The organism is Streptomyces sp. (genome assembly GCF_035645055.1).
Classification (GTDB): domain Bacteria; phylum Actinomycetota; class Actinomycetes; order Streptomycetales; family Streptomycetaceae; genus Streptomyces.
The window spans coordinates 26,098-39,238 of sequence record NZ_DASQNH010000012.1; the positions used below are offsets into that span (position 1 = coordinate 26,098).

Here is a 13,141-nt window from a genome sequence, read left to right on the forward strand (position 1 = left end):
GCGGCCCGGACGGCCCGCGTGGCGGATCGGTGCTAGAACAGGCCGGTGTCGGTGAAGCGCAGCACGAGCTGCGGGGCGCCGGACAGGGCGATGCCGAGGACGGCGGTGACGGCGATCGCGGCGGTGACGGGCACCGGCACGCGGTACCGCGCGGGCTCCCCCTCGGGCGCGCGGAAGAGCAGGGCCGTCCACTGCAGGTAGTAGAACAGCGCGATGACGACGTTCACGGCCATGACCACGGCGAGCCAGCCCAGGCCCGCGTCGACGGCCGCCGAGAAGACGGTGACCTTGGCGAAGAGGCCGATGATGCCGGGCGGCAGGCCGGCCAGGCAGAGCAGGAAGAAGGCCAGCAGGAGGGCGGCCAGGGGGCTCGCGGCGTACAGGCCGCGGTAGTCGGCGACGCGGTTCAGGTTCCTGGTGCGCCCGACCAGGGCGGCCACCGCGAAGGCGCCGAGGTTCACCACGCCGTACATGAGGGCGTAGGCGACGGTGGAGCCGATGGACCGCTCGGCGTCGTCGGACCAGGCCGCCGCGGCGATCGGGACCAGGAGGTAGCCGGCCTGGCCGACGGAGGACCAGGCGAGCAGGCGGACCGCGCTGTACGCGCGCGTGGACTGCTGCCGCAGGGCGCCGACGTTGCCGACGGTCATGGTGAGGGCGGCGAGCACGGCGAGCGCCGGGCCCCAGACGTCGGCGTACGACGGGAGGGCGACGACGGTGACGAGGATCAGCCCGGAGAAGCCGACCGCCTTGCCGACCACGGACAGGTAGGCGGCGACCGGCAGCGGGGCGCCCACATAGGTGTCGGGCACCCAGAAGTGGAAGGGCACGGCGGCCGTCTTGAAGGCGAAGCCGATCAGGGTGAGGACCACGCCGGTCTGGGTGAGGGTCTGGAGCTGGCCGTCGACGCCCTGGATCCGCTCGGCGATCTCGGTGAGGTAGAGGCTGCCGGTGGCGGCGTAGACGAAGCTGACGCCCATGAGGCTGACCGCGGTGGCGGTGACCGACGACAGGAAGAACTTCAGCGCCGCCTCGGAGGACCTGCGGTCGCCCTGCCGCAGGCCGACGAGGGCGAAGGCGGGCAGGGAGGCGACCTCCAGGGCGACGATCAGCGTCGCCAGGTCGCGGGAGGCGGGCAGCAGGGCGGCGCCGGCCGCGGAGGACAGCAGCAGGAACCAGAACTCCCCCTCGGGGAGTCCCCCGCGCGCGTCCTTCAGTCCGGTGACCGACAGCAGAGCGGTGACCAGCGCTCCGCCGAGGACGAGGAGCTGGAGGGCGAGGGTGAAACGGTCCGCGGTGTAGCTGCACACGGCGGGGTCGCCGGTCAGGCAGAAGGTGGCGCGGTCGGCGTCCAGGAGGGGCAGCAGCATCAGCGTGGCGGCGGCGAGGCCCGCGACGGAGATCCAGCCGAGGAGAGTTCTGCGGCGGTCGTCGACGAACAGGTCGGCGACCAGGACGACGAGGGCGACCACGGCCGCGATGGTGGGCGGCGCGATGGCGAGCCAGTCGACGGACTGGATCAGCGACGCGGCGAGCGGCTGGGCCAGGGAGCTCATCGGGTGCCTCCTGCGAGGAGCTGCTGCACGGCCGGGTCGGTGAGTCCGAGGAGGGTCTTCGGCCAGAGTCCGGCGACGACGGTGAGGGCGACGAGCGGCGCCCAGGCCGCGAATTCGTACGTCTGCACGTCGGCGAGCTGGGGTGCGTCCTGGGGTACGGCGCCCATGCAGACCCGGCGGACCACGATCAGCAGGTAGGCGGCGGTGAGCAGGGTGCCGAACGCGCCGATGGCCATGAAGGTGAGGAAGGCGGGGCGGCTGAGACCGTCGGCGGGGTCGAACGCGCCGAACAGCGCCAGCATCTCGCCCCAGAACCCGGCCAGGCCCGGCAGCCCGAGCGAGGCCACCGCGCCGAACGCGAGCAGGCCGCCCAGGCGGGGCGCCCTGCCGTACAGCGCGGCGCCCGTCGCCTCTGCGAGGGTGTCCAGGTCGGTGCTGCCGGTGCGCTCCTTCAACGCGCCGACCAGGAAGAACAGCAGGCCGGTGATGAGGCCGTGGGCGATGTTGGCGAACAGCGCGCCGTTCACGCCGGTCGGGGTCATGGTCGCGACGCCGAGCAGGACGAAGCCCATGTGGCCGACGGAGGAGTAGGCGATCAGCCGCTTCAGATCGCCCTTGGCGCCGCGCTTGGCGAGGGCGAGGCAGGCCAGGGACCCGTAGATGATCCCGACGACGGCGAAGGCGGCGAGGTACGGCGCGAAGGTGCGGAAGCCGTCGGGAGCGACCGGCAGAAGAATCCGGACGAACCCGTACGTGCCCATCTTCAGCAGGACGCCGGCCAGCAGCACCGAGCCGACCGTCGGCGCGGCGGTGTGGGCGTCGGGCAGCCAGCTGTGCAGCGGCCACATCGGGGTCTTCACCGCGAGCCCGATCCCTATCGCCAGAACCGCGATGACCTGCACGGACGTACTCAGCGACCGGCCGTTGTCAGTGGCGAGTGCCACCATGTCGAACGTGCCCGCCCGCAGGCCGATCAGCAGCAGGCCGAGCAGCATGACCACGGAGCCGAGCAGCGTGTAGAGGATGAACTTCCAGGCGGCCTCGGCCCGGCCCTCGCCGCCCCAGCGGGCGATGAGGAAGTACATCGGGATCAGGACCATCTCGAAGGCGAGGAAGAACAGCAGCAGGTCGAGGACGGCGAAGGTGGCGAGGGTGCCGGACTCCAGGACGAGCAGCAGGGCGACGAAGGCCTTCGGGGACGGGCCCGCGGGCAGCTTGAAGTAGCTGTAGAGCGCGCACAGGAAGGTCAGCAGCGCGGTCAGCACCAGAAGGGGGAGGGAGATGCCGTCGATGCCGAGGTGGATCCGCACGTCGAGCGCCGGGATCCAGCTGATGTCCGTCGTGGCCTGCATCTTCGACGGCTGGTCGTGGTCGAAGCCGAACGCCAGGACGATCGCCGCGATGAGCACGGCGCCGGTCACCGTCACGCCGTGCCGCAGCACGGCCTGCTCGGGCGACTTCCCCTTCAGCCCGGGCGGGGCGGGCAGCAGAGCGGCGGCCGCGCCGAGGAGCGGGCCGACCACGACGAACGCCAGAAGGAACTGCATCACGGACTCGCTGATATCGATCACGCCTGCTCACGCTCCCGTGGCGACGAGGACGGCGGCGACCACCAGGACGACGGTGCCGGCGAGCAGCGCGCTCACATAGGTCTGCACATTGCCGGTCTGGGCGCGCCGCACGGCGACGCCGAGCCAGCGGGGTAGGGCGCCCGCCCCCTGTACGTAGGTCTCGACGACCTCGCGGTCGAGGAACCGCACCAGGCGCGCGCCGGCCCGCACCGGTCGGACGAACAGGGTCGAGTACACGGCGTCGAGGTGGAAGCCGGCGGCCGCGTGCCGGTGCAGCGGGCCCAGCAGCAGCCGTCCCGGGTCGGCCGGGTCGGGGGCCTGGGCGACGTCTCCGTAGGCGGGCGCGTGGGTCGCGATCGCCTCGGCCTCGACCTGCCCGGCGTCGCCCTCCGGGTGCGCGGCGACGGCGCCCATCGGGACGCGGCCGGCGAGCGCGGTGGTGTGCCGCCATGCGGCGTAGGTGGCGATCCCGCCGACCAGGGCCGCGCCCGTGCCGAGCACGGAGGTGGTCAGGGTCGGGCCGAGGTCGCCGCCGTCGAACCAGCCCGGGAAGGACTGGTAGGCGAACCCGCCGAGGGCGAGGGACGGGGCGGCGAGCACCCACAGCACCACGGTCATGGTGACGGGCTGGCGGCCGTGGTCGGGGGCCTCGGCGCCCTGGCCGCGGAAGGCGAGCAGCCACAGCCGCATCGCGTAGGCGGCGGTGAGCAGCGCGGTGAGCAGGCCGGCGACCAGGACGATCCAGCCCGCCACGGCGGGCGCGTCCCCGGAGTGGCCGGTGGCGACGTGCTCGGCGGCGCCGAGGACGGACTCCTTGGAGAAGAAGCCGCTGAACGGCGGGATCGCGGCGAGCGCGAGGAGCGCCACGGTCATCGTCCAGTAGGCGTCGGGGACGCGGTCGCGCAGGTCGCGCATGCGGGACATGGCGGCCAGCGAGTTGGTGCCGGTGGCGTGGATGATCACGCCGGCGGCGAGGAACAGCAGCGCCTTGAAGGCGCCGTGCGACAGGAGGTGGAAGACGGCGGCGCCGCGGTCGGCGACGGCGAGGGCGCCGGTCATGTAGCCGAGCTGGCCGATCGTCGAGTAGGCGAGGACGCGCTTGATGTCGTCCTGGGCGAGCGCGGCGAGCGCCGAGCCCGCCATGGTGACGGCGGCCATCACGGCGAGGACGACCATCGCGGCCTGCGAGGCCTCGAAGACCGGGAGGAGCCGGGCGACGAAGTAGACACCGGCGGCGACCATCGTCGCGGCGTGGATCAGCGCGGAGACCGGCGTGGGGCCGGCCATCGCGTCGGGGAGCCAGGTGTGCAGCGGGAACTGCGCCGACTTGCCCGCCACGCCGGCCAGGAGCAGCAGGGCGATCAGCGTCGGATGGTCGAGGCCGCCGTCGGCGACGGCACCCAGCACGCGGGTGATCCGGAACGACCCGGCGTCCGTGGCCAGCGCGAACAGACCGATCAGGAAGGGGACGTCACCGAGCTTGGTCACCAGGAAGGCCTTGAGGGAGGCGGCGCGGGCCTCCGGGGTCTCCCAGTAGTGGCCGACCAGGAAGTAGGAGCAGATGCCCATGACTTCCCAGCCGACCAGCAGCACCATCAGGTCGCCCGAGTACACGACAAGGAGCATCGCGGAGGTGAACAGGGAGACGAGCGCGGCGTACGAGGGGTAGCGCGGGTCCTCGCGCAGATAGCCCGTCGAGTAGATCTGCACACAGGTCGCCACGAAGGCGACCAGGACGGCGACGAGCGCGGCGAAGCCGTCGATGTGCAGGGCCAGCTCGACGGGGACCGAGCCGGTGGGGGTCAGCTCCGTGGCGGCGTCGACGGCCTCGTCGCCGCCCTGGTGGACGGCGACGACCACGGCGAGAGCGAGCGCGGCGAGCGTCGGCAGGACCGCGAGCGGGCGGACGAAGCCCGGGGCGGTGCGGCCCAGCGCCAGGCCCGCGGCGGCGCCCAGGAACGGCAGGAGGGGGACGAGTACGGCGAGGGTGGTCGTGGTCACGCGGTGGCCTCAGCCTTCTCGGCGCCCGTCTCGGTCGCGGGAGTGTCGCCCTCGTGGCCCTCGCTCTCGTGGCCCTCGGCGGTGTCGCGGAGCTTGTCGATGTCGGAGGTGCCGCGGTTGCGGTAGACGGCGAGGACGATCGCCAGGCCGATGCCGATCTCGGCGGCGGCGATGGCGATCGTGAACAGGGTCAGCGCCTGGCCGGAGTGCAGGGTCTCCTCGGCGGTCTTGCTGAGCCAGACGTCGAAGGCGACCAGGTTGAGGTTGACGGCGTTGAGCATCAGCTCGACCGACATCAGGACCAGGATCGCGTTGCGGCGGGCGAGGACGCCGTACAGGCCGGTACAGAAGAGGAGGGCGGAGAGTACGGCGGGATAGGCGAGGTGCATCAGCGGACACCGTCCTTGCCGGCTTCGGCGGCCGTGGCCGCGGTGCCTGTCCGGTGCGCCTGGTCCGCCGGACCCGCCTGGTCCGACGGGCCCGCCTGGTCCGACGGGCCCGCCTGGTCCGCCGCCGCTCCGGTCCCCGTCGCGTTCGCCTGCGCCTTGCGGGACAGGACGATCGCCCCGACCAGGGCGGCGAGGAGGAGGACGGACAAGGCCTCGAAGGGCAGCACCCAGTTCTGGAAGAGGCTCTCGCCGGTGACCTTGGTGGAGCCGGCGGCCGGGCCGTCCAGATCGATCCAGGTCGCGCGGAAGGCGTCCACGACGACCCACACCAGGGCCGCCGCCGCGGCGACGGCCACCGCCAGGGCGGCCCAGCGGTTGCCGGAGTCGGCGTCCGGGGAGCGGCCGATGGGCGCCTTGGTGAGCATCAGACCGAACAGGAGCAGGACGACGACGGAACCGACGTAGATGAGGACCTGCACCCAGGCGATGAACTCGGCGGTGAGCAGGAGGTACTCGACGGCGAGGCCGCCGAGGGTCACCACCAGCCACAGGGCGGCGTGCACCAGCTGCCGGGTGGTGACGGTGACGAGGGCGGCGCCGAAGGTGACCAGGCCGACGAGGAGGAAGGCGATCTCGACGCCCGTCGGGGAGAGGAAGCCGTGGGTTTCGGCTGCGAGGGTCATTCCGTGCCCTCCTGCTTCGGCCTCGGCTGATCGGTCTGCTGCTTGGAGTCGCCCTGCGGGCGGGTGGGCCGCTCGGCCGCGCGGGCCTGTTCGTCGGCGTGCGGCTCGGTGGCGGGGGGCTGCTGCTGGGCGGCCAGCTTCTCCGCCGTCCTGCGGGCGGCGGCCAGTTCCTTCGGCTCCTCCGCGCCCGGGTCGAGGGCGGGCGGGGCCGGGACGGTCCACATCCACTCGCGGAGCTTGTCCCGCTCGTGGGTGAGGTCGCGGATGTCGGTCTCGGCGTACTCGAACTCGGGTGACCAGAACAGGGCGTCGAAGGGACAGACCTCGATGCAGATACCGCAGTACATGCACAGCGAGAAGTCGATGGCGAAGCGGTCGAGGACGTTGCGGCTGCGCTCGCGCCCTCCCGGGGTGGCCGCCGGGACCGTCTCCTTGTGGGAGTCGATGTAGATGCACCAGTCCGGGCACTCGCGGGCGCAGAGCATGCAGACCGTGCAGTTCTCCTCGAACAGGCCGATCACGCCGCGGGTGCGGGGCGGGAGGTCGGGCTGGACGTCCGGATACTGCTCGGTGACGGACTTTCTCGTCATCGTCCGCAGGGTGACGGCCAGGCCCTTGGCCAGGCCGGAGCCGGGGAAGGGAGCCATAGCTACTGGATCACCACCTTGACGATGCCGGTGAGGGCGATCTGGGCGAGGGAGAGGGGGACGAGGAGGGTCCAGGAGAGCTTCTGGAGCTGGTCCTCACGCAGCCGGGGATAGGTGACGCGGAGCCAGATCACGATGAAGGCGAGGACGGCCGTCTTCAGCAGGGTCCAGACCCAGCCGAGGCCGTCGGCGCCCCAGGGGCCGTGCCAGCCGCCCAGGAACAGGACGGTGGTCAGGCCGCACAGGACGACGATCCCGGCGTACTCGGCGAGGAGGAAGAGGGCGAAGCGCAGGCCGGTGTACTCGGTGTACGCGCCGAAGATGATCTCCGAGTCGGCGACGGGCATGTCGAAGGGCGGGCGCTGGAGTTCCGCCAGCCCCGCCACGAAGAACACGATCGCGCCGACGATCTGCCAGGGCAGCCACCACCACTCGAAGGCGTCGAGGATGCCCGGCAGGGAGACCGTGCCGGCCGCCATCGCCACCGAGGCGGCGGTGAGCAGCATCGGGAGTTCGTAGGCGAGCAGCTGGGCGGCGGTGCGCAGACCGCCGAGGAGGGAGAACTTGTTGGCACTGGCCCACCCGGCCATGAGGGAGCCGAGGACTCCGACGCCCATCACGGCGAGCACGAAGAAGACACCCGCGTCGATCACCTCGCCGACGGCGCCCTCACCGGGGCCGATCGGGATGGCGAGCAGCACCAGCAGGTAGGGCAGCAGGGCGACGGCGGGGGCGAGCTGGAAGATACGGCGGTCCGCTCCCGCGGGGACCACGTCCTCCTTCTGCGCGAACTTCACGCCGTCCGCGACGAGCTGGGCCCAGCCGTGGAAGCCGCCGGCGTACATGGGGCCGAGGCGGCCCTGCATGTGGGCCATCACCTTGTGCTCGGTCTGGCCGACCAGCAGCGGGAAGGTGAGGAAGACGCCGAAGACGATCAGAAGTCGCAGGGCGACGTCGAGCACGTCGTTCACCGCGGGCCTCCTGAGGGGTCTTCGGGGGTTTCTGGAGTGGCGTCGGGGGTGTCAGGGGTGGCGTAGGAGGTGTCAGGGGTGACGTCGGAGGTGTCCGACTGCGGCTCTGCCTCCGGCTGTTCCGGTTTCGGCTCCGTCCCCGGCTGTTCCGGTTTCGGCTCCGTCTCGTCGAACGCCGGGCGGGCGTGGTGCCACGGGGCGTCCGGGCTGCGGGGAGCCGCGGCGGGGCGGGCCGCCGGGGTCTCGGGCGCCGGGCTCTCGGCGCGCTGGGAGGCCGAGCCCTCACTCGCGCTGCGGGCACGCCGGGCGCCGGGGGGCGTGGTGCCGCGCCGGCCGTCCGAGCCGTCCGACGCGCTGCGGGCACGCCTCGCCGGGGCCGCGGAGGTCTCCGGGGCCGTCGGCTCACCGGCGCCGGCGGTCTCGGCCCGGGCCGGCGCCGTCGTCGTCTCCGGAGTCTCCCCGGCCGCCGCGCGCTGGGACGCCGAGCCCTGGCTCACGCTCCGGGCGCGGCGCGGCCCGGCCGGCGCCTCGGCACCGGCGGCCGCGGCCCCACCGGCAGCCGCAGCCGCCGTCTGGCTCGCCGAGCCCTCCCCCGCCGTACGGGTGCGCCGTACCGGCCGGTCGCCCGCGGCGGCCGGGCGGGCGGCGCCGCGTGCCGGGCGGGCGGGGGCGGGCGGGAGCTGGCCCTTGAGGGGGCCCCACTCGTTGGGGTCGGGGACGCCCGGGGGCAGCATCTGGCGGCGTTTGGGGCCGCCGTGCTCCGACTCCCCCGGCTCCTTGGCGCCCGGCCAGGCCTTGGCGACGCGGGCGGCGAGGACGAAGTCCTTGCGCAGCGGGTAACCCTCGAAGTTCTCGGGGAGGAGGAGGTGGTCCAGGGCGGGGTGGCCCTCGAAGGAGACGCCGAACATCTCGTGGGTCTCCCGCTCGTGCCAGGCGGCGCCCGCGTAGACGCCGACGGCGGAGGCGAGCACGGGTGCGCCGTGCGGCACGGTGGTGCGCAGCAGCAGGCGGCGTACCGGGGCGAGCGCGACGACGTGCGCCGAGACCCGGAAGCCCGTGCCCGCTTCGTCGACCGCGCTCAGCCAGTCGAAGTAGGTGCAGCCCAGCTCGTCGCGGGCGGTGCGCAGGGCCGCGGTCCAGGACGCCGGCGGGACGTCGACCGTCAGGACCTCGTACGACTCCTCGGCCGTGGCCTCCGCGCCGAACAGTTCCCCGGCGGGGGCGGGCAGCCAGCCGGCCGTGCTCATCACGCGTCTCCCTCGGCGGCCGGGGGCCGGACCAGCCCGCTCTGGAGGGCGGCGGTGGAGGGGCGGGCCGGCTGGGTGCCGTAGCGCTCCCCCAGCGACTCGCGGGCGATCTTCTCCTGGAGCTTGAGGATGCCCTGGAGCAGCGCCTCGGGGCGGGGCGGGCAGCCGGGGACGTAGACGTCGACGGGGATGATCTGGTCGACGCCCTTGGTGACGGAGTAGGAGTCCCAGTAGGGGCCGCCGCAGTTGCTGCACGCGCCGAAGGAGATGACGTACTTCGGCTCGGGCATCTGCTCGTACAGGCGCTTGACGGCGGGGGCCATCTTGTCCGTCACCGTGCCGGAGACCACCATGAGGTCGGCCTGGCGGGGGCCGGGGGCGAAGGGGATCACTCCGAGGCGGATGAAGTCGTGGCGGGCCATCGACGCGGCGATGAACTCGATGGCGCAGCAGGCGAGACCGAAGTTGAAGACCCAGAGGGAGTAGCGGCGGCCCCAGTTCAGAACCACCTTCATCGGCTCGGGGGCGAGGCGCGCGAGGGCGCCGAGGCGCTTCGGCTCGGGCAGGAGAACGGGCTCGGGGGTCACGTCCATGTCAGGACGCCCTTCTTGTATGCGTACAGCAGGCCCACGGCGAGGAAGCCGAGGAAGATGAACATCTCCACGAGGGTGGCGGCCCCGTAGCCGGGGTCGGCGAAGACCGTCGCCCAGGGGAAGAGGAAGATCGAGTCGACGGCGAAGATCACGTACAGGAAGGCGTAGACGTAGTAGCGGACCTGGGTGTGGGCCCAGCCCTCGCCGACGGGGTCGACGCCGCACTCGTACGTCAGCAGCTTCTCCGGCGTGGGCACGACGGGGCGCAGCAGGCGGCCCGCGCCGAAGGCCACGGCGACGAAGAGCACGCCGACGGCGACCAGCAGTCCGACGACGGAATAGGACTGGAAGTAGTCCGCCGCGACGACCACAGCCGGTTCGACGGTCGGTTCCCGCACGTCCGTCCCCTCGCTCCCTGACCTCGTCCCTGACCTGACCTGACCTCGACGTTCTTCGAACAACCTAGAACAGATCCGCTGGACGTCACACTGAACGTCCCGCTGATCGTTCCACACCCTGTTCGAGCGGCGTTCGATCCCGAACGATCTGTACGCAGGCGAGTCTAGGGCCTGTTAAAGAGACGGTAAGCAGCCCGTCACACGTTGAGATGCGGGGGTGGGGTTTTCCCCCGTCCGGGCCCGGCGGCGCACCTCATGGCGCGACCGGGCGCGGCCCGGCACGCTAACCGGTATGACCGAACACTTCCCGCCCGCGAGCCCGGCGAAGGCGGCGCCGCCCGGCGAAGGCGACGACCACCGCCCGCCACCGCCCCGTCTCGCCTACGACGTTCACACCTGGAAGGAGATCGCGCATCTCCTGGCCAACCTGCCGATGTCCCTGCTGGGCTTCGTCTACGTGGCCACGGTGCTGTTCACCAGCGCCTTCCTGACCGTCACGGTGATCGGGTTCCCGCTGCTCGCGGCCGGGCTGCTGGGCGCGCGGCAGCTCGGCAAGCTGGAGCGGGCGCGGGCCCGGGCGCTGCTCGGCGTGCGGATCGACGAGCCGAGCCCGCTGCCGCTGCGCGCCCGCCGGGGCAGCGGCGAAGGCTTCTTCGCGCACCTGTGGATGACGCTGAAGGACCCGGTCGGCTGGCGGACCATCCTCTACGACTTCATCCGGCTGCCCTGGGGCATCCTCACCTTCACCGTCGCGCTGACCTCGCTGTTCGTGGCGTGGCCGGTGCTGCCGTTCATCGCGCGGGGCCTCGCCAACGCCGACCGGGCGATGGTGCGCGGGCTGCTGTCGCCCTCCGACGAGCTGGAGCGGCGTATCGCCGAACTGGAGTCCGACCGGGGAGTCGTGGTGGACACCGCCGCGGCAGATCTGCGGCGCATCGAACGCGATCTGCACGACGGCGCCCAGGCCCGGCTGGTCGCGCTCGCCATGGGGCTGGGGCTGGCGAAGGAGAAGCTGCTGGAGGATCCGGACGCGGCGGCCGCGATGGTCGACGAGGCGCACGGCGAGGTGAAGCTGGCGCTCCAGGAGCTGCGGGACCTGGCGCGCGGCATCCACCCGGCGGTCCTCACCGACCGCGGCCTGGACGCGGCGCTCTCCGCGGTCGCCTCCCGCTGCACGGTGCCCGTGAAGGTGACCGTCGACCTGGACGAGCGGCCCGCCGAGGCCATCGAGGGCATCGCCTATTTCACCGTCTCCGAGCTGCTGCAGAACATCAGCAAGCACAGCGGGGCGGCGTCCGCCTCCGTCGAGGTGTGGCGGTCGGAGAACCGGCTGCTCATCCAGGTCCAGGACGACGGCCACGGCGGTGCGCGGCTGGACGCGGGGAGCGGACTGCGGGGGCTCTCGGAGCGACTGGACGCCGTGGACGGGCTGTTCGTCGTCGACTCGCCGGACGGCGGGCCGACCCTGGTCACGGCCGAGCTGCCGTGGCGGGACCGGCTGACGGCACGGACGTGAACAGAAGTACGGCACGGAAGTGAACCGGAGTACCGGGTGCGCGGACGCGACGGGGCGCGGACGTGACGGGGCGGGCCGGGCGCCGGGGGTAGGGAAAACCCCCCTGCCGAGACGCCGACGGACTCCATGGTTCCCGGGGCCGCCGCCCAGCAGGGTGGAGACACGACACACGCAGGGCGATCCGAGACGAGCAGAACGGGACGACGCCGATGGCCACGGAGTACGGGCAGGAGTACGGGTACGGACGGGAGGGCCGGGGAGCGCGCGGAGTGCGACTGCCCGCCGGTCTCCGGGCGCCGTTCGAGGCGCGCAGCTGGCGGGAGTTCACGTATGTGCTGCTCGGCCTGCCGATCGGCGTACTGCTCTTCGCCTACGCCGTCACCATGGTCTCCCTCGGCGCGGGGCTGCTGGTGACCTTCCTCGGCGTTCCCGTGCTGGCGGCCGGGCTCGCCGGGTGCCGGGGGCTCGGAGCGCTGGAGCGGACGCGGGCGCGGGCGCTGCTCGGCATGCGGGTGGGCGACCCCGAGCCGCTGCGGGTGCGCAAGGACGGCCTGATGGGCTGGATGGTGGCGGTCCTCCGGAGCGGCACGTCCTGGCGGCATCTGCTGTACGCGGTGCTGCACTTCCCGTGGGCGGTGTTCTCGTTCGGTGTCGCCGTGTCCTTCTGGGCGTACGGGTGGGCGCTGCTGACGTATCCGCTGTGGTTCTGGGTGTTCCCGATGTACGGCGGGCAGGACGGGCTTCAGCTGTACGGCGACGAGACCCACCGGATCTACCTCGACAACCCGTTCGAGATCACTGTGACCGCGCTGGTGGGGCTGCTGTTCACGCTGGCCACGCCGTGGATCGTACGGGCGCTGACCACGGTGGACCGGCTGCTCGTGCACGGGCTGCTCGGGCCGTCGCGGCTGGCGTCGCGGGTGGTGGAGCTGGAGTCCGGCCGGGGGGTCGTGGTGGACACGGCCGCGGCCGATCTGCGGCGCATCGAACGCGATCTGCACGACGGCGCCCAGGCCCGGCTGGTCGCGCTCGCCATGGATCTGGGGCTGGCGAAGGAGAAGCTGGCGCAGGATCCGCGGGCGGCGGCGCGGATGGTGGACGAGGCGCACGGTGAGGTGAAGACCGCGCTCCAGGAGCTGCGGGACCTGGCGCGCGGCATCCACCCGGCGGTCCTCACCGACCGCGGCCTGGACGCGGCGCTCTCCGCGGTCGCCGCGCGCTGCGCGGTGCCGGTGCGGGTGGAGGTCGATCTGGCGTCGCGGCCGGCGCCGGCGATCGAGGGCATCGCCTACTTCACCGTCTCCGAGCTGCTGCAGAACATCAGCAAGCACAGCCGGGCGCGGTCGGCGTCGGTGGACGTGTGGCGGTCGGAGAACCGGCTGATGCTCCAGGTCGCGGACGACGGGGTGGGCGGCGCCGACGCGACCGCCGGGTCCGGGCTGGCGGGCCTCGCGGAACGCCTCGACGCGGTGGACGGAATCCTGGTCGTGGACTCGCCGGCCGGCGGCCCCACCCGGATCACGGCCGAGCTGCCCTGGCGCGGCTAGCGGACGCCCCGCGCCCGCGCCG

The 13,141-nt window shown here is 72.7% G+C and carries 12 protein-coding genes; 2 read left to right on the forward strand and 10 right to left on the reverse strand.

Annotation, left to right across the window (positions count from 1 at the left end; genetic code table 11):
- Window positions 1-32: 32 nt before the first annotated feature.
- From VE614_RS03200 to VE614_RS03245, 10 genes are read right to left on the reverse strand one after another with little or no spacing between them, the layout of a single operon-like run.
- Window positions 33-1,556 carry an NADH-quinone oxidoreductase subunit N gene (locus tag VE614_RS03200; protein ID WP_324931562.1) on the reverse strand — a complete coding sequence of 508 codons (1,524 nt, stop codon included), beginning with the start codon at window positions 1,554-1,556 and terminating at the stop codon, window positions 33-35.
- The gene (locus VE614_RS03205) at window positions 1,553-3,127 is read right to left on the reverse strand and encodes an NADH-quinone oxidoreductase subunit M (RefSeq protein ID WP_324931565.1); all 1,575 of its coding nucleotides are present in this window, start codon (window positions 3,125-3,127) and stop codon (window positions 1,553-1,555) included. The genes VE614_RS03200 and VE614_RS03205 overlap by 4 nt, the downstream gene beginning before the upstream one ends.
- Window positions 3,128-3,133: 6 nt before the next feature.
- Window positions 3,134-5,128: an NADH-quinone oxidoreductase subunit L gene (locus VE614_RS03210; protein ID WP_324931567.1), complete on the reverse strand. Its 1,995-nt coding sequence runs from the start codon at window positions 5,126-5,128 to the stop codon at window positions 3,134-3,136.
- On the reverse strand, window positions 5,125-5,517 hold the full coding sequence (gene nuoK / locus VE614_RS03215) for an NADH-quinone oxidoreductase subunit NuoK (RefSeq protein ID WP_324931569.1): 393 nt from the start codon (window positions 5,515-5,517) through the stop codon (window positions 5,125-5,127). The genes VE614_RS03210 and nuoK overlap by 4 nt, the downstream gene beginning before the upstream one ends.
- On the reverse strand, window positions 5,517-6,200 hold the full coding sequence (locus tag VE614_RS03220) for an NADH-quinone oxidoreductase subunit J (RefSeq protein WP_324931572.1): 684 nt from the start codon (window positions 6,198-6,200) through the stop codon (window positions 5,517-5,519). The genes nuoK and VE614_RS03220 overlap by 1 nt, the downstream gene beginning before the upstream one ends.
- A complete protein-coding gene (locus tag VE614_RS03225) occupies window positions 6,197-6,847 on the reverse strand; it encodes a 4Fe-4S binding protein (RefSeq protein ID WP_324931575.1) in 651 nt (216 codons plus the stop codon). The genes VE614_RS03220 and VE614_RS03225 overlap by 4 nt, the downstream gene beginning before the upstream one ends.
- 2 nt (window positions 6,848-6,849) lie before the next feature.
- Entirely contained in the window at window positions 6,850-7,818 is a 969-nt protein-coding gene (locus VE614_RS03230) for a complex I subunit 1 family protein (protein ID WP_324931577.1), read from the reverse strand.
- Window positions 7,815-9,065: an NADH-quinone oxidoreductase subunit C gene (locus tag VE614_RS03235; protein ID WP_324931580.1), complete on the reverse strand. Its 1,251-nt coding sequence runs from the start codon at window positions 9,063-9,065 to the stop codon at window positions 7,815-7,817. The genes VE614_RS03230 and VE614_RS03235 overlap by 4 nt, the downstream gene beginning before the upstream one ends.
- Window positions 9,065-9,658, reverse strand: coding sequence for an NADH-quinone oxidoreductase subunit B family protein (locus VE614_RS03240; protein ID WP_324931583.1), 594 nt, complete (start codon window positions 9,656-9,658; stop codon window positions 9,065-9,067). The genes VE614_RS03235 and VE614_RS03240 overlap by 1 nt, the downstream gene beginning before the upstream one ends.
- Window positions 9,649-10,056 (reverse strand): NADH-quinone oxidoreductase subunit A, encoded by a 408-nt coding sequence (locus VE614_RS03245; RefSeq protein ID WP_324931586.1) that lies wholly within the window; start codon window positions 10,054-10,056, stop codon window positions 9,649-9,651. Before VE614_RS03245 ends, VE614_RS03240 begins: the two co-directional genes overlap by 10 nt.
- A gap of 292 nt (window positions 10,057-10,348) precedes the next feature.
- Between VE614_RS03245 and VE614_RS03250 the strand changes: the two genes are divergently transcribed.
- Window positions 10,349-11,572 carry a sensor histidine kinase gene (locus tag VE614_RS03250; RefSeq protein WP_324931589.1) on the forward strand — a complete coding sequence of 408 codons (1,224 nt, stop codon included), beginning with the start codon at window positions 10,349-10,351 and terminating at the stop codon, window positions 11,570-11,572.
- 209 nt (window positions 11,573-11,781) lie between these two features.
- Entirely contained in the window at window positions 11,782-13,119 is a 1,338-nt protein-coding gene (locus VE614_RS03255) for a sensor histidine kinase (RefSeq protein WP_324931592.1), read from the forward strand.
- The last annotated feature ends 22 nt before the right edge of the window (window positions 13,120-13,141 follow it).